Below are 23,300 nucleotides of genomic sequence, written 5' to 3'. Positions count from 1 at the left end.
ATACCCTAGCAATTGTTATTTATTTTTCTTCTTATACATTCTATAAATGATATAGGCAATAATGACTACAAGTAAATAGGGTATCACCATCAAGTAAACTATTCCATCATTTACGGCTTGTGCTTTCACGGCATTTCCCTCGCTCGTCAAAGCAGCGCGACACATGGCGCATTGGGCGTTTGAAGAAAGAGAATAGAATATAGAAAATAGAATATAGAAATATACTCTTTGTCTACTGCCTCTTTTCTCTATTTTCTTTACTCTATTTTCTCTACAAAACATAATAAGGTGAAATCATTAAATAAACAATTACTCCAGTTAATGCTACATACAACCAGATTGGAAACGTAATTTTGGCAATTTTTTTGTGGGTATCGAATTTTTCTGCTAAAGCTCGAACGTACGTTACCAATACCATTGGAATAATTGCTATAGACAATATAATATGTGATATTAAAATAAAGAAATAAACCGTTCTAATGGTTCCTTCTCCTCCAAACTTTGTCGAATCAGTTGTCATATGATACGCCACATACATTACTAAAAAAACAACCGAAAGTGCGATTGCAGTAGTCATCAATCGTTCGTGAAGTTTTCTTTTTCCGTTCTTGATTGCCAATACTCCGGCAATTAAAACCAAAGCTGTTAGCCCGTTTATGGTCGCGTAAATTGGTGGTAAAAACGAAAGTGGTTTTACATTTATACCAAAATCTTTGAGCTTAACTGTAAATAGTATAGCTACAACTACAGGAATTATAATTGAAACCGCTATTATAAACTTGCTGAATTTTTTTTCTAACACATTATCTTTCATCATTATTCTTTTAATAAAATTGCTATATCTTGTTGAATATCACGTACCCCTTTTTTATCTAAACCATCATAATATAAAATTGGGTTTCCATAATTGTCCCTTCTACAACGAATATTCCCTTTTTTGTCAATCAAAGCAAATAATCCCGAATGTTCAAAACCACCATTTACTTTACTGTTTTCGCCAACATAAACGTTAAATCCTTTGTTGGCCAAATTATAAATATAGGTTTTATCACCTGTCAGGAAATTCCAGTTTGATGATTTTACGCCTAATAATTCTCGATGTGCTTTTAAAACAGCTGGCGTATCATTCAATGGGTCAATGGTAATGGATACGATTCCAAAATTTGGATTACCAAAAAAAGATTTCTCAAGTACTAACATGCTTTGATTCATTTTTGGACAAATAGTAGGACAGGTGGTAAAGAAAAACTCTAAAACATGTACTTTGCCAAAATACGTTTGGTTGCTAATTTTTTGATTGTCTTGGTTTATCAATTCGAATTTTGGAGCCAAACCAATCTTTTCTAATTTTTGAGCTTCAGTAGTAGATTTTCCAATTTTGTCCAATCGATCTGCTTTTACTATATCATTATTTTGGAATCGATCCAGTAATTTTGGAATGGCATAAATTCCAAAAACAAGAATAATAAATGATATCCCAATATATGATTTGTTCTTAAGCATAATTTCTAATGACTAAAGTTGTTTAGTAGCGTTATTGTTTTTTTTAAGTGCAGCGCGATATTCGTAGAGTATAACTTTAAAATCATCTAACATTTCATTACTTAACTCAGAAGGATGAAAAGTGCTATAACCTTCTTTATAGGTGTCTACTTTTTTTCTACCTCTTAAATTTCGTTCCTTGTCAATAATATAAACATTTGGTGTCCCAAAATAGGAGTCGAGTTTTCCTTTTAATTTTAATTGACTGTAATAAGCCGTAATCTCATCAGTAGAAGCAAATACAAAATGCCATTGACTAATATCCGTAAAAGCAGCCAAAGCAGTAATTACTTTTGTAGCGTCTTTTTCTGTTCCTAGCGGACATATTACAACAAATTGCAAGTCTTTGAAGGTATGATAACGCTGATAAATTTTTTCGTTAAGATTAAAATAATTCCCTCTATTTTTTAAAATTTCTAAACCCGAAAAACCTAAAATCGTGATTTTATTATTCAAACTTACGGTATCATTGTTTAACGATTTCCAGTTTCCAAAGTCGGCAATTTGTTTCGTAATCACGGGTAGCTTTGTATAACTATTTATTCCAGATGCAAAAAAAAGGTAGGCAACAATGGGTAAAATAAAGAGGACGAAAAGGACTATATTTTTTTTCATTATGAAATTAAAATTTAAAGTACAAAAATAAAAAAAGGTACGCAATGCGTACCCTTTTTTTGAATTAATATCTTGTTAAAAATTCCATTTTATGGTGGCATTTTTAAAAACCTCGAAAATATAATCAGCTTCAGTCAAAAGAATGAAGAGTAAATACAAAACTAAAAAAATTACCGGAGTTACTACTGCCCAACGAAGACTTCCTCTTTCGCCTTCCATGTGCATAAAAGCCCAAACAATATAGTACGCTTTAAAAATTGTTAAAATGTAAAATATCCAATTTAGAAGATTCATTCCTAAAAAATGATTCAAATAAAATAGTTCTGGTTTAACAATTCCTAAGAAAACCTCAACTGTTGTTACAACTGATAATAAACCAAAAACAAACCAAATTCTTTTTATGTTAGAAACATGTTCGTGTGACATAATGCTATCTTTTGAAAATTAAACTAAATAGAAAACTGTAAATACAAATACCCAAACTAAATCCACAAAGTGCCAATACAATCCCACTTTTTCGACCATTTCATAGCTTCTCCTTTTTTCATAAGTTCCAATAAGAACATTGAAAAAAATAATGATATTGATAATTACTCCTGAAAAAACGTGGAAACCGTGAAATCCTGTGATGAAGAAAAAGAAATCAGCAAATAATTTGCTACCATACTCGTTTCTTTTAAGATTTGCACCTTCAACTACCAAACTTGCATTGGCTAATCTTAATTCAGATTCTGCTCTAGTAAGGATTGTTTTGTGTCTTATTTTATTTAAAGTATGGTCTATTTTAGGATCTGCTTTAGAAACTGCATCATCTTCATAAATCACTTCGGTTCTAATCAACACATCAGGATGCGCTTTGAAACCAGCTTGAACTTCGGCAACCGAAAAGCTTGGCAGAGCACTTTCTTCCATGAACCAACGCCCTTTATCTCTTGTCAATTGTGTTCTTTCTTCATGTAGTGTTACTGCAAAATCTTCGAGTTTGATATGTTTTCCTGTTTTATCTACAAACTGCAACAAACTTCCTCCTTTGGTTTCTATCGCACCATATTCACCTTGAATAAAATTTTTCCATTCCCAAGCTTGAGAACCAACAAATATTAAGCCCCCAATTATGGTAAGGAACATATAGAAAGCTACTTTACTTTTGTTTAAATGATGCCCTGCATCAACAGCTAATACCATCGTTACAGAGGAGAAAATCAAAATAAATGTCATCAATGCCACATAATACATTGGTGCCGAAACGCCATGCATGAACGGAAAGTGAGTAAAAACTTCTTCGGCTAAAGGCCAAGTCTCAATAAATTTAAATCTTGAAAATCCATAAGCGGCAAGAAATCCAGAAAAAGTTAATGCATCTGATACAATAAAAAACCACATCATTAATTTTCCATAACTTGCTCCCATTGGCTCATTTCCGCCACTCCAAGTTTTTTCTTCGTTATTTGCAGTTGTAACTGTCGCTCCCATAAAATGTAATAGTTAAAAAGTTCCCAAATTTACGTTTTTTTCTTATTTAAAGAAATATAAAAATAAAAACAAATAGACCCACAATATATCAAGAAAGTGCCAATACATTGCACCTAGTTCAATACCAAGGGTTTGAGTTGAATTGTATTTTTGTTTAAAATGATTATAAATTATAATTAAAAGAGAAATTAGCCCACCAGCAAGGTGTAACAAGTGGACTACCGTAACAACATATAGAAATGTTGTGGTAATAGAACTTTCGCTTCCTGTGAAATAATATCCATCTTCAACAATTTGTCTGAACCCAGCAAATTGTAAAATGACAAATAAAATTCCCAATGCTAAAGTAGCAAAAAGTAATGAAGTTGTTGCATTTCGATTGTCTTTTTGAATGGTTTTTTTGGCCAAATGAAAAGTAACACTACAGCCTATTATTACAGCTGTGCTGTAGAAAAAAGCGGCAGGCAATTGAAAATCTTTTAACCAATCTACTCGGGATTTACTTACTACAAATGCGCTCGTTAATCCTGCAAAAACCATGGTCATACTCACCATCGCAAACAACAATAACAATTTATAAGATCGATCTGTTTTTTGTTTGTATTCGTTTTTTGTCATTATCGTATCCATAACTATCTTAAAAATTTATCAAATATATAAACTAATTGTAACAATGTAATATAAGAAACGCTCACTAGCATCAACGTTCTTGCAGCTTTTGCGGTTCTCAATTTATAAAGTTTTACTGCATAAAAGAGCATCCAAATACCAAGCAAAAATACTAAAATTGTAGCAATTTTCGAAATAAATAATTGCCCTGTAAAGCCTAATGCTGGCAATAGCGATGCTATTATAAGCCAAACCGTGTATAATATTACTTGCAAAGCGGTTCCTTTATCCTTTTTGCCTGTGGGCAACATAAAAAAACCTGCTTTTTCATAATCTTCATATAAAAACCACCCTATAGCCCAAAAATGAGGAAATTGCCAGAAAAACTGAATTAGAAATAAAGTTCCAGCTTCAATACCAAAATTTCCTGTCGCTGCTACCCAACCCAACATAAAAGGAATAGCACCAGGAAAAGCACCGACAAAAACAGATAATGAAGTAACTGTTTTTAATGGCGTGTAGACACTAGTATACAAAAATATAGAAATCGCACCAAACATCGCTGTTTTTGGGTTGATCATATAAAGCAATGTAATCCCAATAATGGTAAGTACACTGGCTATAAACAAAGCGACATTAGGCGACATTCGTCCAGCTGGAACGGGGCGATTTTTAGTTCGATCCATCAACGCATCGAGGTCTTTTTCGATAACTTGATTGAAGGCATTTGAAGCGCCAACCATGCAATAACCACCAATAGATAGTTTTAATAATACCATCCAACTGAATGGATTTGTATCATTAAAACCTAACAAATATCCTGCAATCGACGAAAACAATACACTTATCGCCAAGCCAGCTTTAGTTATTGCTTTGAAATCTATGGCTATAGATTTTATCGAAATTGGGTTTAGTGTTGCGCTCAATATTTATGGATAATTGCTTTGTAAAACTTTTGCAAAAGTACGGTATCAAAAGTGATTTGACAAAAAACAATTCATAAAAAATTTAGAATTTAATAATCAAAATACCAGTTAAACACATCCGAGCGAATTCCTACTGTAAACCAAGTCGTGTTTTCCTTGAATGTGGTCAAAGTATTTTGTGTTGGGTCAAAATTTCTATAAATAAAACTGCCGAAAAGTTTCAAATTTGTGGTTGGATTTACTAAATAACCGCCTTGTATATCCGCAATAAACACGGCTGTTTTATTCCCTTGACCTATTTTTACACCAGAATCAAAAGGTCTATTTACATCATAATCTTTGTAAATATTGCCTCCGTAATTATTCGCATCAAGTGTAGTGTCAAAATCCAATCCTCGTGTTCCAATGGTTACTTTGGCATCACCAAAAAGCCTTCCTTTATGATAACGAGCAATAGCAATTAATTCGTTAAAATTTCCTCCCCATTGATGTCCTAAACTTTGATTGTTGTGCCCGTAATTTGTAATTGGATCGCTGTGAGAATAAACATAAGGTCGCACATGATTGTATTCCAGTTGCAACAACAAATTGTCAACATTGAAGGCATTGTAATATTTTGCACCCAATTGATAACCGTATTTGTTTTTCCAACTGTTCTCTCCTTTTTTGATGTCTCCAAGCGAAAATTCATCTAATAAAAATTGCCCGTAAAAATTAATCTGATTGTTCCATTTGTATTTTGCAGTCAAACCCAAAAGTGCATTTCCGGTTCTAGCCGATGATGCAAACTCAACCGAACGGTAAAATATAATTGGGTTTACGAAACTCATATCAAATCCTCTATCATTAGTATTCGTCCAGATTACAGATTCGAAAAAACCAAGATTCAACTTGTTCGAAACATTCCAACTCAAATAATGATTCGCCATGAATTTTGTTGCATACGTGCGCTCGAGTGTAACTTCTGGACGAACATCTTTGAGCCACATATAGGTATTGGTGTATTTTATTTTCCAAAAATTGGTGTTTATTTTAAAATAGGGATACGGACTTGCGCCATCACTTTCTAATAAAGATCGATAGCCATCACCTATAAAATTTCGACCATAACCCATTTGAAAATCAAAATGTTTACTTGGCGTGAAAGTCAAATTAGCTTCTGCCAAAGGGAAATCATAAGCGTCCGATTTGAAATCTTTGGCTATTCCCATTCCTGGAATAATGGCTGGGTTTCCTCCTTGTGGTTTTAAGGATTCAGCATACCGATTGTAATAATCTGCAAAACGTCCTTGGCTTTCAAATATGGTACTCGTGAAATTAAGTTGTTTCCCTAATCCGCCTCTAAAATTAATGCCGCGTGTATTTATAAATGTATTTACTTGGGTATTACCCGATGCCGTTCCTACTTGTAAATCTAGAATTGGATTTACGGTAAACCAATAGCCATCACCTTGAATTTCGACAGTGTTTTCGTTCCATAATTTTCTTGCCCACCAACCCGAGGTGTTTTTCTTTAGCTTTTCATTTTCGCTTTTGAGATCATAATATTTAGAAACTTCGGAATACGTATATGGTTTTGAAGCAGTGTGATTGTTGCTCCCAACTTGGTTTACGGCAGCATCAAACTGGGCATAATAACTGTGTGAAAAAGGAATGTTTAAATGGCTTTCGAACAAGGGATTGTTGAATTTTTTATAGGCAATACTGTCTAATTCGGTTAAAGCAGTTGTATTGGTTTTAGTAATTGCTGTAGCGGCAATAACTTCTGATTGAATTTGTTCTGGACTTTTTAAAGGAATTGCAATTGTAATAGTATACTTTGAATACGTGGGTTTTCCGTTATATGTTGGTGGCTTGATTTTGGGAAATTTACTAAAAACATTTTTTGATTCTTGAATTAATGCTTCATCAATTGCATTTACATAAATTACATTGAAAGTGCCGTTACTATCTACTTCAAAAAGTACTTTTATAGTTCCTTGAAAATTATTTTGTTTCAGGTTTTCTGGGACTTCAAAATTTTGAAATACAAAATCCTGAACTTTAGTATAAAAACAAGCTTCAATTGCCGCAGGTTGTAGATTTTCACAGTCTGGAAAAACAGGAAATTGTTCTACTATTGGATTAGATTGTGCTAACGAAAATAAAGTAGAAAATAGTGTGAAAAAGGCAAAAAATACTTTTTTCATAGTAGTATTGAATAAAGAATTAGTACTCATGTTGAAGAATTTTTTCTTTTAGAATTTCTTTGTCAAGCAAATTCATATTGCATCACTATTTTTAGAAATCATATTTTAAATAAATTAGTATACTTTCTGATAATTATTATTACCAAAACAGCTGTGATTGCACCAATTGAATTTGCTAAAACATCCAAAAAATCTCCATTTCTAGTTGTGGTAAAATACTTTTGAAGCAATTCGATGCTTATTCCAAAAAAAACAGAAAATAAGAACGAAAATAGCAAAAGTCTCGTTTTATCCCTACCCATTAATTGTTTTTGAAAATACAAAAACCAAAGTATCGTAAAGACAAAATGAAAAAATACATGAACTAATTTATCTAAATTTGAAACTCCTCGAAATGGAACTGCGCTGAATTGTACCAAACAAAAAAAAGTGATGATTCCAGTCCAAAATAAAGCGGTCAAAAAATAGATTTGTTTACCCACCAATAAGCGCTTTGTAGGCTTCACTCGAAAGTAACTCCTCTATTTCTGAACTGTTTGAAATTTTTATTTTTATCATCCATCCTGCGCCATAAGGATCAGAATTGACGTTTTCAGGCGTACTTTCTAGAGTATCATTGAACTCAATAATTTCTCCAGACAACGGAAGAAATAAATCTGAAACGGTTTTAACTGCTTCAACTGTTCCAAAAACTTCATCTTTTTCTAAAGTTTGATCCAGGGTTTCGACTTCAACATAAACGATATCGCCTAACTCTTTTTGTGCAAAATGGGTGATTCCCACAGTTGCAATAGCGCCATCAAGGCTAATCCATTCGTGATTTTTTGTGTACTTTAAATTTGCTGGAATGTTCATGATACTAGTAATTAAATATTTTAAAAATTTATGCGACAAATGTAACTATCTTCTATACAAATTTCGAATAATTATTAGAAATTAATTTCCAAAATTATATCGAAGTGTAAACCCAGAACGAATATTTGTTAAAGGAAATGAAGTAGAAATTACTGCTTTAGAAAAAGAGTGATCGTAATAGAAAATAGCCGTTAAATTTTTACTAAACGAATAATCAGCCGTTAGTTTCAAAGACCACAAATTTTGTCCACCTGCCAGTTGATTGTTGTCATAATCTAAATATCTCACAATAGTTTGATTGTTTCTATAGGATACATCTGCTTTTAAATTGATATCGCTTTTTATTATTCCAGTAGGATCATCGGCCAATCTAGAGGAAAAAATCACATCTTTAAAACGATATCCAAGACCAACTATATATTCTATTCCTTTCACTTCGGTCAATAAATTATTATCAAAACTCATGGATAGCGCTCGGTCTTTCTTGATTTCGGTAAGTACTTTTAAAGAACTTTTTAACTCAAAATCCATTCTAATTAGCGGACTAAATTGTTCCACTAAATTGATGTTGGACATGATGGTTTCGTTGAAATAATTGCCGCTGGCATCCTTAACTGTTTCAGGTTTACCATTCTTTTTCCAATCATCATATTCAAAATTAGACCTGAAAGCATTCACCGTATAAGATGCTCTGTAATTGTGTTGTAAGGAGAATCGTTTGAAATTTTCTTTAAAAAACCCCATTCGCATCAATCCGCTGTATTTCACAGACCAGTTAGGTGCTGGGAAATTTCTAAACAAGCCGAGTGAAACTCCGGATGCATTTCCGCCAGTATAAGCTGCCATAAAAGCAGGTAATAATACAGCTTGATTGTTTTTCCCAAATCCTTTTGGAAAACCATCAACATCAATATTAATTGGATTGGTAATATCAATACCTCGTTGTATTGCGAGACGATTTGCCACAGTGAGTCTGTTTGTTCTAAAATCATCAAATGCTGCAGAAGCGTTTTCATCACTTGTTGAAAAAGAAGATTTTATCAAAATAGCAGATATAGAAAAGTTGCCATAACTATAAGGTGATTGCGGTGTATACCCCTTAATATTATCAACCCGATATTGTTCTGAAAAATTTTCCGAATAAGCTCTATCCAAAGTCAAATCTATTTTTAAATCTGGCAACAAGTCTATGTTTGCTGTTGCCTTAAATATTTTATTCGTTACTTGTGTAAAACTCTGATTGAATTCCTGATAATTTGTAAGCCAACCATTTCTAGCGGCTTCATATCTCACATCGTCTTGGCTTCCAAAAATAAAACCAAAAGATGGTCTTGAAGAACCTAAAAAGCCTACTCTTGGCAAATAACCCGGCAACATAGTTCCGCTGTTTTGTGTGTAATTTATTTGTACATTTTTCACACTAGTCAAAACTCCTAACAAACCGTCTACAAAAGGATTTGCTTGAGTTTCAGGCGCATTTGTATTTACAATTTTCTCTCCAGGTTTAGGTACAGAAGTTTTTGGTTTAGCAGTTTTAGTTGTGCTTTTTATCAATCCTACATATTTGTAAAAGGTATCCATATTAAAGGTTGCATTCAAGTTGCTTGAGTTTGCGTTTTGAACTGTATTTCCTAGGTTATAATCGGTTCCTCCAATATTTATTTCTGATAATGCGGTTGAGGAACGTTGCCAATTGTAGTCACCTGTGTAAGTATAATTTGCTTTTATAAAACTAAATAGCGGTATTTTATTGATAGGTATTTCATAATTAACCACTAATTGTTGCATGTGTTGAAATGGATCGCCAATGTCCCAATAACTATCCCAAATCGTAAAACTGTCAATAGGCTCGTTGTTTTCATTTAAATAGTTTTTAACAATATTATTTGAAGATGCGGTATAGTTTAATTTTAAAGATTTTGTCAAATTATAATTAAAACCATATTGATAATTAAAGGCAAAATTTCTTCTATATAGTGGATCAAGTCCAATACCTTGAACACCATCCACTTGTCTAAATTGCTGGCGATTAAATTGTCTAATGATACTTGTATTAAAAGATACGGTTGAGGGCAAATAATTAAAATTAAAATCACTCAATAGTTTCCAATAACTACTTTTTTTCATGAACTTGGTTTTTTTGAAAGGTTCTATTGAAGCGGGTTTAAAACTATAGGCATAATCTACAGCGGTGTTAGATTGTTTGTCAATATAGTTTTCAATTTCAAAATCGTGTCGCTCTACTTCATTGAATGATTGCGAAAATGTAAAATTTTCTGGATCATAAACATGTTGTTTTTGTTCAGCAGCTCTTTGTTTTCTTACACCTATAAAATTGATGCTTCTTCTTCTAGTGTAATCTATGGCTCTACGAGCAATATTATCTCTATCTGATTCATTCGCCGTATTGTCTAATAATTGCTTTAATTTAATATCTTGATTAAAAGGGTCGTACTGTGGAGTTATTTTTTCTTCTCCAATAGCGTAATTAAAAGGCAAATTAATTCCCCATTTTACTGGTAAAAGCTTGCCTAAATTTATATTAGTTACAATATTATATTGTTGTGTATCTTCTCGGCTTCGTTCATTTGGACCTTGTTCTAACGCTCCGAAACCAATAGTGCTTTTCTTTCCAGTTGCAGAAATAGTTGCAAAATCGGCAAGATTCGTATCAATATTTAATACGGCTGCCATTCCACCTTGATTGTCCATGTCTGCTAATCGAAGCTCATTAAACCAAACTTCTCCTCTTAGATCTTCACGAACCGTATTGTTTTTTAGACCTACCATTAAAGTTCGTACTAATCCAAAATTTGGATTTCCTTTTATCCCTAAACGCAATTTACTATCCCCATCACCATCAGGATAATTCGTCAAATCGTCATCAGGATAATATATTCCGTCCAAAGCTACTGGCACAGCACCATTTGGAGCTTGAATTTTCATTTTTGTTAATAATGATACTGATAAATCAATTTGATTGTCTTCTGGCCAAACTAAGTCTGCACTTAATGGAGTACAATTTGAACCTGAAGGAGATGAAGGAGATGTTACTTTTAAAGGTATTTCTACTTGATAAAAATTTTGTGTAAAATCATTTCCAAAACGAATAAAACCTGACATTTCATCGTCACGCAAAGCAACTTCATTTGGTAATGATTCTGCATGTAAAAACATTTTCAGTTTTTTGAACTGACGCATATCAATACTTACATTTTTAAAAACGGCTCTTGAATCTTCAGGTTCCAAGCCGTCACCAGATACTCTTAAAGAAAGGGATTGCTCGTTTTGATTTATAATCGTATTATTATTATACAATTGTTCTCTTTGTACACCAGGTGGAACGATGTAATTTATAGGACATCTCTCGTTGTTTTCTTGAACATTGACCGCTAATACGTCTAGATCTGTACCATCATTGGAAAGGTCTGGTTCATTATCGAGCGTATTTGTATATCTTCTCCATTCTCCTCTTACTAAATCTAATGCTCCAAAACGAACTGTAACTTCATCGCTGAAACCGGTCATGAACATTCTCATAAAACGAATTGATCTAAAATCAGAAATATTACCAATAGTGTTTTCAGGAATCGAAACGGGTATTTTAAATTGAATCCATCTTGCATCGGTTGTTGAACCATTGGCTAGTTTTACTTGTGTATTTCGCACATCGGTAATGTAATTTTGCCCTACGTTCATTCCAGGCATCACATCAATACTATATTCATAATAAGCATTGATCGTATTCATGGTGTTATCCCGATTAATATCTTCGACATCTGGCACTGTTGATGAACCTCTATTTGCGTTATTAATGTCAACTGGGGAATTTCCATCTAAACCATTATAGTTTCTATATCTATCTAAAATTGTTCCTGTAGTATTCAGATAGTAAGTGTAATCATCTGCTGCTGGATCGGGTTGCAAGGCAAAATTGGTATAAATCGTTCCCTCTTTTGAATTTGGCAAACCGTCGAGCCCAATATCTTGATTTTTTCTATTGGCTGCATTAGCATCAAAGGCATAAATTAATGATTGAGAAGCGGGCACATCACCCCAATTTGCTACACCAGGAGACGGATTTACTATGATTTGATCTGGTCCAAGTCCGTTTTCGTATTGTTTTCTTCCATCTTTTAAAACATCCTCTGCAATTTCTCCTAAATTGAAATAAATTTTCCCTATATTGTTTGTTGGAGCATTTCCATTTCCAACATAAGGATCTAATATCCAAAACTGGATGTACTCTACATTTCCTTGTTCAAAATTAGTAGAATTTAATGACCGCATAATTCCACCAAAGTTATCTCTTGGATTTGTAGCCACATTCAAACTATTATTATATGGTCCTCTTTCTAAAGGATAATAACTTAAATCTAATGTGTTTATAACTTGTGATTGGCCTTGAGCAATATCAGTCAATGGGTACAACTCTTCACTAAAAACTCTTCGTGTGGTATTTAAAGATAAGTCATCATTAGAAACTCCATCTGGTTTTTGAGTATAAAATACAGGATCAATTGTATACCAAGCTAACTTTGCTCTTTTAAATCCATAACTTAAATCATTTGCGCTTGCATTAAAATCATAAGTACTTGAAACATTTTTTTCGGGTGTTGATGACATGCTCCAAGAATAGGCTGAACGCATATCAATAGTAGACTGTGATCCTTCAAAATCATCAACATATATGGTAGATTCGCCCTGAAAACGATCTGCTTTTGGAGAATCTGGTTTTAAAAATGCTACTTCTCCTCTTACTGAAAGGTTTGAAGGAACATCGGTATCAATATTGGGTAATTTGTTTACTAATCGAGTTAAAAAAGGAACTTCGGTTGAAAAATTAGTATTAAATCCAAATATAGTATTGTTCACTGATTCCTGACCAAAACTAGATTTTTGGGTAAATGGTCTTTCGGTCATTTTTAAATAAGTTGCGCCAACCAAGAAGTTTTCAGATATTTTACGTTCTATATTTACACCTATAAATCTTCTGGTTTGCTGTCCAAAAATAGAATTATTTTCGAGTGAAACATTTATAGGTGTGTTTGATGCTTGAAGCGAAGGATCGAGAATTTGTACTCTACCCAATTGATAATTTACACTATAATCGATTCCTTCTACAAGAATTCTTCCGCCAGCTGTAACTACTACAGAACCTCTAGGCACATTGAATGCTCCAATAGGGATTCCGTCTCCGCCGGATGATTTGTATTTTCCTCTTAACAAGAACTTGTTTTTTTCGCTGTCTTGTAATGCTCCAGATTGTGTACTTGTATACATGCTTCTAAAAACGTACTTTTTTTGATTTTCATTATAGGTGCTAGCATTTTTGTAGTCTTCACCAGCTCCAGTATTTGATAATTTAGAAAACAATAATTCTCCAAAAGGTTCTTTGGTTGTAAATATAATTCTACCGTTTTGAGCATCAATAGTTAATCCCGGCATAAAGTCAAAAAAACCATCACCGCCTGTTTGTGGATCATTATTGTAATTGAGTTTATCTAAATTGAATACCTTTAATAATGGAGTTAGTTCCACTTGGTTTTCTGGTAATGGACTTGGTGGAAAAGGAGTTCCTGGAACTTCGGTGATATAATTTAATGGCGAAGGATCTGTGTAGAGAATATTAAATCTAAAATCTTCTTGTTTTAATTGGTATCCACCCGGAATTTGATAGATGTTTTTCATCATCAGGTTCCAAACTGGGTTTTTGACATTGGTTAAATTACTTTTCAACATTTTTAAGATCAAACTATTAGTAATAATAGCCTGATTTGCGTTGTTATTTCCTCCAACAACGCTTGTAGCATCAATACCGTCGTTTCCAAATTCTCCAACTTGATATATTTGATCGCCAATCGTGTATTGAAACGCAACCGCTAATACTTCGTCATTTGCTAATCGTTGTTGCAATGATAAATACCCTAATTGTGGATTGAATGTATATTCGTTTGGGTTTAATTTTCGTGCGTTTTCTAGCTTTGAGTAATCTTGCCCTTCACTTACGGTAACCCCTGTAAATCCGGCACCCGAAGTTGCAATTTCTCTAATCTTACCATTTAAAAAACCGCCATTATCAATTAATGCTGGATCGTATTTATTGTTGGTGTTGTCAGATGGAGTATTGATTGGAGCAATGAAAAATCCAGTTGTTGGACTTACTACTACAACTTCATTTTCTGTCAATCCCGTTAATTGACCTTCACCCAAATCCTGAAGTGCAATAATATTTCTTAAATTATTACTGTTGTTTACATTTCCTGGCGCAACATTAAGTCTATTTTGTTTATTGGTTATCCAAACTTCTAATCTTGAAATTTGAACTCTACTGTCTATATAAGGATAATTCCTAAGTGAGGAATCATACTTGTTTCTGAAATATTGGGAAAGGAAAAAGTGCCTGTCGTTATCATAGTCAAGAGCAAACATGTCAAAGTCTTGAATAGTTCCTCCGCCTTGAGATACTAAACTTTTGGTTTGTGATTTTTGTTCAGAGAATACTCCTGTAATTGTCGTTTTACCAAATTGCAATTGGGTTTTTACACCAAACAAACTTTGTGCTCCACGAATTAAGGAACTGTTCAAGGGCATGCTCACGTTTCCTACTTCTATTTTTTGAATGATGTCATCTTCCGAAGGGGAATATTCTAACTTTATTAAGTTTTGAAAGGCAAAAGTGGATTGTGTGTCATAATTTGCATTTACGGTCAGGCGTGTTCCTACCTTTCCTATCAAACTCATGCTTATTCTTTGATTAAAATCAAAAGTTGTACTCGATCTATTTCGGGTGGAGAAAGCGGGATTGTCTTGTTTTGTGTAACGAGCGCCAAAATCCATTTCTATTGACCCTGTGGGTTTTACATCGATGGTATTGCTTCCAAAAATTGATTCAAAAAGTCCCGATTTTACATAATATCTGGGCAATAAATCTTTTTTTGCTTCTTCACTTCCTTCTTTTTTACCCTCAATGGCGTCTAGTTTTTTCTTGAAATAATTTCGTGTAGATTCTTTCAGCACTAGTGCTTCGTATTCTTTAGGAGTAAGAATAACGGGGTAATTTATAGGAAACCCGTCTACTTTATTTGTATAAATATACCGGTCAGTAACCGGATCATACTGATAAGATGCAAGGATACTTTTAGGGTCACTTATTTTAATTTTACCTACTGAAAAACCTGTCTGAGTGGTATCTGTAGTTACTGGATTTACTTGTGCTTGAGAGATAAAACTACAAAATGAAACTAATAAAAATATAAAAATTTTATATAGGGATTGCGCTTTTATTAAGTAATGTATTTTCAATTTCTATAAGTTTTTTAATGCTTTTTTTATAATTGATTCCACTGAACTGTTTGGATCCTCTTGAATGATTTTTTCAACTATTCTTTCAGACGCTTTACGAACAAAACCCAATACCTCCAAAGCAGATAACGCTTCATCTCGATTTGTATTGTTTTGTGACATAGAAACTTCGTCTAAATCATACAATTTTAATATTTTTTCCTTTAAATCCAGTATTACTCTTTGCGCTGTTTTACTTCCTATTCCTTTTATAGATTGAATAGTTAGAACGTCTCCAGAGGCAATAGCATTTGTAATTTGTTTTGGATCTAATGATGATAACATTGTTCTAGCTATACTTGCTCCAATACCGGATACTGATAATAAGAGTTTAAAAATTTCTCTTTCAGATTTTTCTACAAATCCAAACAAAGTATGGGCATCTTCCTTTACTTGTAGATGTGTAAATAATTTTATAAAATCAGTTGATGGTAATAATGAATAGGTGTGCAAAGAAATATTTACATGATAACCAACACCACCACAATCTATTACAACTTGAGTTGGTGTTTTTTCTACTAATTTTCCGTGTAAGTGTGTAATCATATATTTTTAATGTGTTTCCAAATATAATAAAGTTTGTGTTTAAATGATAAAAGACACTTATAAAATAGATTGGGCATGATGATGCATTACCATTTCTAAAAATTATTATTTAGGATTGTCTCATTTTTTTCTTTTCTTTTTCTTGAGCGTCTATTACTGCTATTGCTGCCATATTTACCATTTCTTCAACGCTTGCTCCTAATTGAAATAAGTGAACAGGTTTACCCATTCCTAACATTATTGGTCCTATTGAATCTACTTTATTCAACTCTTTTAAAAGTTTATAAGTGATATTTGCAGCTTCTAGATTTGGAAAAATTAAAGTATTCACTTTCTTTCCCGCTAATTTAGAAAAAGGGAATTTGTTTTTTAGCATCTCTGGATTTAAAGCAAAATCTGCTTGAATTTCACCGTCAATTATCATGTCAGGATAATATTTATGCAAATAAGTAACGGCTTCTCTCACTTTTATGGCGCTTTCATTTGTTGATGACCCGAAATTTGAATACGATATCATTGCTATTACGGGTTCAATTCCAAACATTTTAGCTGTATTTGCGGTCATAATCGCAATTTTTGCTAAGTCGTCTGCGGATGGATTAATATTAATAGCGGTATCAGATAAAAACATTGGCCCACGACTTGTAATCATCATATTAGTTGTTGCAACGAGAGAAACTCCTGGTGCTTTTTCTATAAGCTGTAGCATTGGTTTTACTACTGATGGATAACTTCTGGAATGTCCTGTTAGTAATGCATCTGCTTCGCCTTCGTTAACCATCATTGCGGCAAAATAGTTTCTTTCGCGCATTAATTTTTGAGCGTCTAATAAGGATATTCCTCTACGTTGACGGGTTTTCCAGTAGGTTTTTGCAAATTTATTTCTTCTGGCTTCTTCTTCTTTAATTTTTGGATCTATAATTTCAACATCGGCATCAAAACCCAGTTCTTCTTTTAGTTCCAATATAATTTCTTTATTTCCTAATAAGATAGGAATTCCGATTCCGTCTTCTAGAACAATTTGAGCTGCTTTGAGTACATCTAAATGGTCTGCCTCGGCAAAAACGATTCTTTTGGGATCTAATTTGGCTCTATTAGTAATTAATCGAACCATTTTATTGTCATTCCCCAAACGATCGAGAAGTTCTTCTTCATATTTGCCCCAATCTGTAATTGGGTTTAATGCCACTCCTGAATCCATTGCTGCTTTTGCGACAGCTGGCGCAACAATAGTTATTAATCTTGGATCAAATGGTTTTGGAATTATATAATCTCGTCCAAAATTGATTTTGATTTCACCATAAGCGATATTTACTTGTTCTGGAACGTGTTCTTTTGCCAATGCGGCCAAAGCTCTAACGGCAGCCATTTTCATAGCTTCGTTAATTTTTGTGGCTCGAACATCTAATGCACCTCTAAAAATATAAGGAAAACCCAGTACATTATTCACCTGATTTGGATGATCTGATCGTCCAGTTGCCATAATAATGTCCTTACGAGTGGCAATTGCAAGATTATAATCTATCTCTGGATCTGGATTTGCCATTGCAAAAACGATTGGATTTTTTGCCATTCCCAATAACATGGGTGCCGTCAAAATATTTGCAGTTGATAATCCTAAAAATATATCTGCTCCATTTAGAGCTTCATCAAGAGACATTGGTTCAATATCCTTTGCATATTTTTGTTGTAACTCAGACAATGACGCATTATTTTTGGTGAGTAAGCCTTTGCTGTTAAACATCAATATGTTTTCTATTTTAATACCTAGTAAAACATATAAATCAGCACATGCAATTGCTGCCGATCCTGCTCCAGAAACTACCATACGAACGTTTTCGGCTTTTTTATGCGCGAGTTCTAATGCGTTTAATAATGCCGCAGAGGAGATTATTGCTGTTCCGTGTTGATCGTCATGCATCACGGGAATATTTAATTCTTCGACTAGTCTTCGCTCAATTTCAAATGATTCTGGAGCTTTGATGTCTTCAAGATTTATACCTCCAAATGTGGGTGCAATGTTTTTAACGGTTTGTATAAATTGTTCTACATCTTTAGTTCCAATTTCAATATCAAAAACATCAATGTCAGCAAATATTTTAAACAATAATCCTTTGCCTTCCATGACTGGTTTTGAAGCTTCTGGCCCAATGTCACCAAGTCCTAAAACTGCTGTTCCATTTGTAATTACGGCAACAAGGTTTCCTTTGGCTGTATATTTATAGACGTTGTTTATATCTTTTGCAATTTCTAAACAGGGCTCAGCAACTCCTGGTGAATAGGCTAATGACAAATCCCTTTGTGTAGCGTATTTCTTAGTTGGAACGACTTGAATTTTTCCTGGAGTGGGTTTTGCGTGATATAATAATGCTTCTCTTCTTTTGCTGTTTTTGTTCATTTTATACTATTTATTCTGATAGACAAAGATATAAGACTTGGTTTAAAAAGGAAGCTTTTATGACATTCATTTAAAAAAAATGTCCTTAATTTAATATAAAAAAACAGCTGCAATACTTTGCAACTGTTCGTTATTTGTAATTTTTATAATTTTATTGAGAAATATAAGAGTCTAAATGTTTTATGGTTTCTTTTTGCATCTCGATTATTGCTTTTACAACGTCGCTTATAGATATAATACCAATAATTTTATCGTTTTCTGAAACGGGTAAATGTCTTATCCTTTTTGTACTCATCAATTCCATACAGTAATCTAAATTGTCTGAAGGTTTAACGGTTACAACTTCATTTTCCATGATTTCATGAACAAAGGTTTCTTTTGAAGACTTATCTTTCAAAACAATTTTACGCGCATAATCTCTTTCAGACAATACTCCTTTTAAAACATCATCTTCTATAATAAGTATTGCTCCAATATTTTTTTCTCCCATCACTTTTAGAGCGTCATACACTGTAATTGTTGAAAGTACGGAATAAACTTCTTTTCCCTTTGTGCTTAATATTTGGTTTACTGTCATAATAATAAAATTTAATGAACTATAAATTTAGAAAAAAATGTACACAAAAAACACAATTAGTAAAATTTATTTGTTTAAAATTACTATTTCGATGGTGAAATTATAACTCTGCATAAAAAAAGCCTTTCTAAAAGAAAGGCTGATTGTTAAAAATTATTCCATTGAAACTACAATAAATTCGCTCCTTCTATTAGACTGATGCTCTGTTTCATCACACTCAATTCCATCTGAACAACGATTGATAAGTTGCGACTCGCCAAATCCTTTACTGGTTAATCTGTTCGTTTCTATACCGTTTTTAATCAGCCAATCCATAGTCGCCTTGGCTCTACGATTGGATAATCCTTCGTTATATTTTGCTGTTTGTCTGCTGTCTGTGTGGGAACGAATATCCACTTTCATTAATGGATTTTGTTGCATTATCGAAACTATTTTTTCTAATTCTATAGCTGCATCCTCTCTAATAATCGATTTGTCTAAATCAAAGAAAATCATTGGTATATCTACTGTTTTGGCTAAATCGGTTCCAACTACAATTGGAATAATACGCTTGTCCAAAGCTATTGGAAAATCTGTTTTGCCTGGTGATCTTGCAATGATTATTTTAGTTTCTTTGGTTTCGTAATCCTCTTTTGTTGCTCTAACATAATAGGTATTATCACATTCTACATTAAAGGTATATTTTCCATTAGCGTCTGATGTGGTTTCTGTCATGTTTTGAAACTTTTCATCAGACAAAACTACTTTTGAACCTACTATTATTTCTCCTGTTGCTCTATCAGTTACAATTCCTGACAAAATTTGTTCGCAAATCATTTTGCGTAATTCTGTAAATTTATAGATGTCATCTGAACCTATTCCGCCTTCTCTATTTGAAGTGAAGAATCCTTTATGGCTTTTGTTGTCTATAATAAATGCAAAGTCGTCATGAGTTCCATTGACTGGTGAACCCACATTTTGAACATCAGTAAAACTATTGTCTTTTTCTATTTTTGTAACATAAACATCCAATCCTCCTAGACCGGGACGACCGTCTGTTGAAAAATAAAATTCTTTTTCGCTAGAGATAAAAGGAAACGACTCTCTACCTTCGGTGTTTATTTTTGCTCCTAAATTTAGTGGTGTAGAATAGCTACCATCATCAAATACGGTCACTTTATACAAATCAGATTGCCCTAGTGTTCCTGGCATATCTGAAGCAAAATACAATGTGCTTTCGTCTGGGCTAAGTGCTGGATGAGCAACGCTATAATCATTGCTATTAAATGGTAATTCTACGATATTTACCCAACGCTCGTTTTCTTTAGTTGCTTTGTATATTTTCAATAAAGTGATTAAATTACTGTCTTTTCCTTTTTTTCCATCTAAAAAATTATTTCGAGTAAAATACATGGTTTTACCATCTTTTGTAAAAATAGGTGTTGATTCATGAAACTTTGAGTTTATTTTATTGCCAAATCGCTCTGGCTTTCCAAGAGTTTCATCTATGCCTAACTCAGCACTATAAAGATTTGTAAAGGCTTGATTGTTCCATTGAAAAACTCTCTTTACTACTCCACCTGTGTCTCGTGCTGATGCAAATACTAATTTATTTCCTGAAAAAGAGCTACCATAATCTGAAAACTCTGAATTAATTCCAGCATCGGAGACTTCAAAGCGTCCAGAATTTGCTTTAATTTCTTCGAGGTAATTTTTGTGGTTTACAAATAATTTTGCTCTTTGATCACCACCTGATTTTAATGAAAATTGCTCTAACATTTTATCCGATTTGGTATAATCTCCTATAGATTTTAAAGACTGTGCATACCTATAATAATATTCTGATTCTTGATTTTGATTCATCAAAAAAAGTTCAGCATACCATTTTGCTGCTTTTTTATAATCGGAATTAAAATAAAATGCGTTTCCAAGTTTCTGAAACATTTTCTCCTCTTTGTATCCTTTTAATGCGATGCGTTCGTATGTTGCAATTGCATCAACATATGCATAACGACTGTATTTTTTATCTGCAGCTGCTATTGAAGCTTTTTGAGCACATCCTTGATTTGCAAATAGTACACACAAGATAGTGCTAAAAACGAGAGTTTTAATTTTCATATTGTTTGGTATTAAAAAAATCTTGGGGATGTTATTCTGTTTATTTTCTTGAACAATTCGTAACGTAAAAATATTTCGTGTGATCCTGAATTATAACTACCTAGATTTGTAGTATCTAAGTCGTAACCATAACCAATAAACCAAGAATCATTAGCTTTAAATCCAACCATAGCACTAACGGCAGCACTCCATCTATAAGAAACCCCTGCTGTGAATTTTTCGTTTATCAAGAAATTTCCGGAAACATCTACTTGCAATGGTGCGCCTTGAACATATTTTGTAAGTAGCGATGGTTTAAATTTTACACTTTCATTTAAATCAAACACATGACCCGCAATCATATAATAATGTATGCGTTCATAAGCCACTGATGAGGTATTGTTTTCAAAATGTTTGGTTTCGAGTAAACTTGGCGCTGATATTCCAATATAAGATCTATCAGAGTGCAGATAGAAACCAACACCAAGATTTGGCGAAAATTTATTATCTATATTATTCTGAAATATAGGATCTCCTGGATTAATTATAACTAATTTATTGAAATCAACATCTAATATGTTAGCACTTGCTTTTATACCAAATGATAATTTGTATACCTCAGAAACTGGAATAGTATAAGAGAAATCAACCGCTATATTATTCTCAACGGATGGTCCGATTTTGTCATTTATTACTGATACACCAATACCTACTTTACTGTCATTTATAGGTGTATGAATTGACGCAGTTGTAGTTTTTGGTGCGCCATCAAGTCCTACCCATTGCGCACGATGCAACATAAAGATACTCATAGCTTCTCTAGAGCCTGCATATGCTGGGTTTATATTGATGGTATTGTACATATATTGAGTAAACTGTGCGTCTTGTTGTGCATAAGTAATACCCGATAAAAGCAGTAAAACCAATCCCAATAATTTAGTTTTCATAAGTGTGTGTTTATTAATCCTGAGTATATTTTGTTTTCAGGTGTTAAATTTATCGATTTATATACAAATATCCCGCTTTTTGATAAGTTTTTGCTTCACTATCTTTATATTTTAAAATATAAAAATAGGTTCCGTCTGGTAATTCTTCTTTTTGATTTATGGTACTTCTACCTTCCGAAACTCCTTTAAAAGATCTATCGGCATTGTTGTACTGCTCTCTTTCAAAGACTAAAACTCCCCAACGATTATATATTTCAACTGTATTATCGGAATAACATTCTAATCCACGAATATAGAAAAATTCATTATCACTATCATTATTTGGTGAAATAGCATTAAAAACTTCGATTACACAACCTATTAGACCAAGAACTGTTGCGTCATCTCCGTTCTCATCATCTCCATCTGAATAATCCTGAACAATAGCTCCTGAAGGAGTTGTTCCACTAACTAATGCTTGATTAGAAACTGTTCCAAGAATTATATCCGTTTGTGTAATTTGATATGTAGCCGAGAATGATGTTGAATCAGTTGCTCCTGGAAGTAACGCAATTGGTCCGCCTTGCAATACAACTCCCGGTAATGGATCTGCAATAGTGATATTCGTCAAAGGTATATCTCCAGTGTTTTTAATAATAAAATTAAATGTAACTGTTTCGCCTGCTTGTGCAAAACCGTCTCCATTATCATCGTTAAAAACCGCCGTCTTGATAACTGCTATTTTTGGGATTCCTACAACCGGAATTGTTACTATTGCTGGTGTTAAATTTACCGCTCCTAGATTATCAGTTACTCTGAATGAAAAAGTATCATTTCCTGCAAATAAACCACTTGGATCATATGTTAAAGTTGCAACTTGCGCTGGTGTTAATACCTGACCTATAGTTACAGGAACTCCGCCTACGTATAGAATTCCATTTAAAGGTAATGTCAATATAGTATAACTTGTTACTGTTCCATCGACATCAGTTCCAGCTAATGAATTAATGGCCGTTGGCCCAGCTGTTGAAGGAATACTTGGATTAATAATACTTATGGCAATAGGCGGATCATTTACTGGAGTTACCGTAATAGTCAAAGTTTGGTTCACACATACTTTTGGTAACGGACTTCCTGAATCACAAACTTCGATAGTGATTACATCCGTTCCACTGAAATCTGGATTTGGTGTGTAAACATACGTTCCATCGGCGTTGATAACAA

Annotated in this window: 18 protein-coding genes; all 18 read right to left on the bottom strand. The window is 33.3% G+C overall.

Features of this window, described 5'->3' with window-relative positions; translation table 11 throughout:
• Nucleotides 1-15: 15 nt before the first annotated feature.
• The gene (locus RMO53_RS10950; RefSeq protein ID WP_310380525.1) at nucleotides 16-282 is read right to left on the bottom strand and encodes a hypothetical protein; all 267 of its coding nucleotides are present in this window, start codon (nucleotides 280-282) and stop codon (nucleotides 16-18) included.
• On the bottom strand, nucleotides 272-814 hold the full coding sequence (locus RMO53_RS10945; protein WP_310380829.1) for a DUF420 domain-containing protein: 543 nt from the start codon (nucleotides 812-814) through the stop codon (nucleotides 272-274). The genes RMO53_RS10950 and RMO53_RS10945 overlap by 11 nt, the downstream gene beginning before the upstream one ends.
• Before the next feature lie 2 nt (nucleotides 815-816).
• Nucleotides 817-1,503 carry an SCO family protein gene (locus RMO53_RS10940; protein ID WP_310380523.1) on the bottom strand — a complete coding sequence of 229 codons (687 nt, stop codon included), beginning with the start codon at nucleotides 1,501-1,503 and terminating at the stop codon, nucleotides 817-819.
• Between the two features lie 12 nt (nucleotides 1,504-1,515).
• A complete protein-coding gene (locus RMO53_RS10935; protein WP_310380521.1) occupies nucleotides 1,516-2,157 on the bottom strand; it encodes a hypothetical protein in 642 nt (213 codons plus the stop codon).
• Between the two features lie 75 nt (nucleotides 2,158-2,232).
• Nucleotides 2,233-2,583 carry a cytochrome C oxidase subunit IV family protein gene (locus RMO53_RS10930; RefSeq protein ID WP_310380520.1) on the bottom strand — a complete coding sequence of 117 codons (351 nt, stop codon included), beginning with the start codon at nucleotides 2,581-2,583 and terminating at the stop codon, nucleotides 2,233-2,235.
• Nucleotides 2,584-2,601: 18 nt separating this feature from the next.
• The gene (locus tag RMO53_RS10925) at nucleotides 2,602-3,630 is read right to left on the bottom strand and encodes a cytochrome c oxidase subunit 3 (protein WP_310380518.1); all 1,029 of its coding nucleotides are present in this window, start codon (nucleotides 3,628-3,630) and stop codon (nucleotides 2,602-2,604) included.
• Between the two features lie 42 nt (nucleotides 3,631-3,672).
• Entirely contained in the window at nucleotides 3,673-4,260 is a 588-nt protein-coding gene (locus RMO53_RS10920) for a cytochrome c oxidase subunit 3 (protein ID WP_310380515.1), read from the bottom strand.
• A 2-nt stretch (nucleotides 4,261-4,262) separates the two neighbouring features.
• Nucleotides 4,263-5,165: a heme o synthase gene (gene cyoE, locus RMO53_RS10915; RefSeq protein ID WP_310380513.1), complete on the bottom strand. Its 903-nt coding sequence runs from the start codon at nucleotides 5,163-5,165 to the stop codon at nucleotides 4,263-4,265.
• Between the two features lie 89 nt (nucleotides 5,166-5,254).
• Nucleotides 5,255-7,354 (bottom strand): energy transducer TonB, encoded by a 2,100-nt coding sequence (locus RMO53_RS10910; protein WP_409024831.1) that lies wholly within the window; start codon nucleotides 7,352-7,354, stop codon nucleotides 5,255-5,257.
• Between the two features lie 98 nt (nucleotides 7,355-7,452).
• Nucleotides 7,453-7,836 carry a VanZ family protein gene (locus RMO53_RS10905; RefSeq protein WP_310380508.1) on the bottom strand — a complete coding sequence of 128 codons (384 nt, stop codon included), beginning with the start codon at nucleotides 7,834-7,836 and terminating at the stop codon, nucleotides 7,453-7,455.
• A complete protein-coding gene (gene gcvH, locus RMO53_RS10900) occupies nucleotides 7,829-8,209 on the bottom strand; it encodes a glycine cleavage system protein GcvH (RefSeq protein WP_310380506.1) in 381 nt (126 codons plus the stop codon). The genes RMO53_RS10905 and gcvH overlap by 8 nt, the downstream gene beginning before the upstream one ends.
• A gap of 81 nt (nucleotides 8,210-8,290) precedes the next feature.
• Nucleotides 8,291-15,514: a cell surface protein SprA gene (gene sprA / locus RMO53_RS10895; protein ID WP_310380504.1), complete on the bottom strand. Its 7,224-nt coding sequence runs from the start codon at nucleotides 15,512-15,514 to the stop codon at nucleotides 8,291-8,293.
• Nucleotides 15,515-15,517: 3 nt separating this feature from the next.
• Nucleotides 15,518-16,099, bottom strand: coding sequence for a Holliday junction branch migration protein RuvA (ruvA, locus tag RMO53_RS10890; RefSeq protein WP_310380502.1), 582 nt, complete (start codon nucleotides 16,097-16,099; stop codon nucleotides 15,518-15,520).
• 109 nt (nucleotides 16,100-16,208) lie between these two features.
• A complete protein-coding gene (locus RMO53_RS10885; RefSeq protein WP_310380499.1) occupies nucleotides 16,209-18,497 on the bottom strand; it encodes an NADP-dependent malic enzyme in 2,289 nt (762 codons plus the stop codon).
• Between the two features lie 151 nt (nucleotides 18,498-18,648).
• Nucleotides 18,649-19,074 carry a CBS domain-containing protein gene (locus RMO53_RS10880; RefSeq protein ID WP_310380498.1) on the bottom strand — a complete coding sequence of 142 codons (426 nt, stop codon included), beginning with the start codon at nucleotides 19,072-19,074 and terminating at the stop codon, nucleotides 18,649-18,651.
• A gap of 153 nt (nucleotides 19,075-19,227) precedes the next feature.
• On the bottom strand, nucleotides 19,228-21,171 hold the full coding sequence (locus tag RMO53_RS10875; RefSeq protein WP_310380497.1) for an OmpA family protein: 1,944 nt from the start codon (nucleotides 21,169-21,171) through the stop codon (nucleotides 19,228-19,230).
• A gap of 11 nt (nucleotides 21,172-21,182) precedes the next feature.
• Nucleotides 21,183-22,097 (bottom strand): type IX secretion system membrane protein PorP/SprF, encoded by a 915-nt coding sequence (locus RMO53_RS10870; RefSeq protein WP_310380496.1) that lies wholly within the window; start codon nucleotides 22,095-22,097, stop codon nucleotides 21,183-21,185.
• Between the two features lie 49 nt (nucleotides 22,098-22,146).
• A partial coding sequence (locus RMO53_RS10865) for a gliding motility-associated C-terminal domain-containing protein (protein WP_310380495.1) occupies nucleotides 22,147-23,300 on the bottom strand: 1,154 nt, incomplete at its 5' end.

Origin of the sequence: Flavobacterium sp., assembly GCF_031409475.1 — a bacterium.
Taxonomy (GTDB): domain Bacteria; phylum Bacteroidota; class Bacteroidia; order Flavobacteriales; family Flavobacteriaceae; genus Flavobacterium.
This window is presented reverse-complemented; position numbering and strand designations above follow the sequence as displayed.

What these genes read in the sequence shown, in the direction of transcription:
- RMO53_RS10950 (WP_310380525.1), bottom strand. Translation starts at nt 282, where the DNA reads ATGTTTTGTAGAGAAAATAGAGTAAAGAAAATAGAGAAAAGAGGCAGT.
- RMO53_RS10870 (WP_310380496.1), bottom strand. Translation starts at nt 22,097, where the DNA reads ATGAAAACTAAATTATTGGGATTGGTTTTACTGCTTTTATCGGGTATT.
- gcvH (WP_310380506.1), bottom strand. Translation starts at nt 8,209, where the DNA reads ATGAACATTCCAGCAAATTTAAAGTACACAAAAAATCACGAATGGATT.
- RMO53_RS10910 (WP_409024831.1), bottom strand. Translation starts at nt 7,354, where the DNA reads ATGAAAAAAGTATTTTTTGCCTTTTTCACACTATTTTCTACTTTATTT.
- RMO53_RS10875 (WP_310380497.1), bottom strand. Translation starts at nt 21,171, where the DNA reads ATGAAAATTAAAACTCTCGTTTTTAGCACTATCTTGTGTGTACTATTT.
- RMO53_RS10885 (WP_310380499.1), bottom strand. Translation starts at nt 18,497, where the DNA reads ATGAACAAAAACAGCAAAAGAAGAGAAGCATTATTATATCACGCAAAA.
- RMO53_RS10935 (WP_310380521.1), bottom strand. Translation starts at nt 2,157, where the DNA reads ATGAAAAAAAATATAGTCCTTTTCGTCCTCTTTATTTTACCCATTGTT.
- RMO53_RS10925 (WP_310380518.1), bottom strand. Translation starts at nt 3,630, where the DNA reads ATGGGAGCGACAGTTACAACTGCAAATAACGAAGAAAAAACTTGGAGT.
- RMO53_RS10880 (WP_310380498.1), bottom strand. Translation starts at nt 19,074, where the DNA reads ATGACAGTAAACCAAATATTAAGCACAAAGGGAAAAGAAGTTTATTCC.
- ruvA (WP_310380502.1), bottom strand. Translation starts at nt 16,099, where the DNA reads ATGATTACACACTTACACGGAAAATTAGTAGAAAAAACACCAACTCAA.
- RMO53_RS10930 (WP_310380520.1), bottom strand. Translation starts at nt 2,583, where the DNA reads ATGTCACACGAACATGTTTCTAACATAAAAAGAATTTGGTTTGTTTTT.
- RMO53_RS10940 (WP_310380523.1), bottom strand. Translation starts at nt 1,503, where the DNA reads ATGCTTAAGAACAAATCATATATTGGGATATCATTTATTATTCTTGTT.
- RMO53_RS10945 (WP_310380829.1), bottom strand. Translation starts at nt 814, where the DNA reads ATGAAAGATAATGTGTTAGAAAAAAAATTCAGCAAGTTTATAATAGCG.
- RMO53_RS10920 (WP_310380515.1), bottom strand. Translation starts at nt 4,260, where the DNA reads ATGGATACGATAATGACAAAAAACGAATACAAACAAAAAACAGATCGA.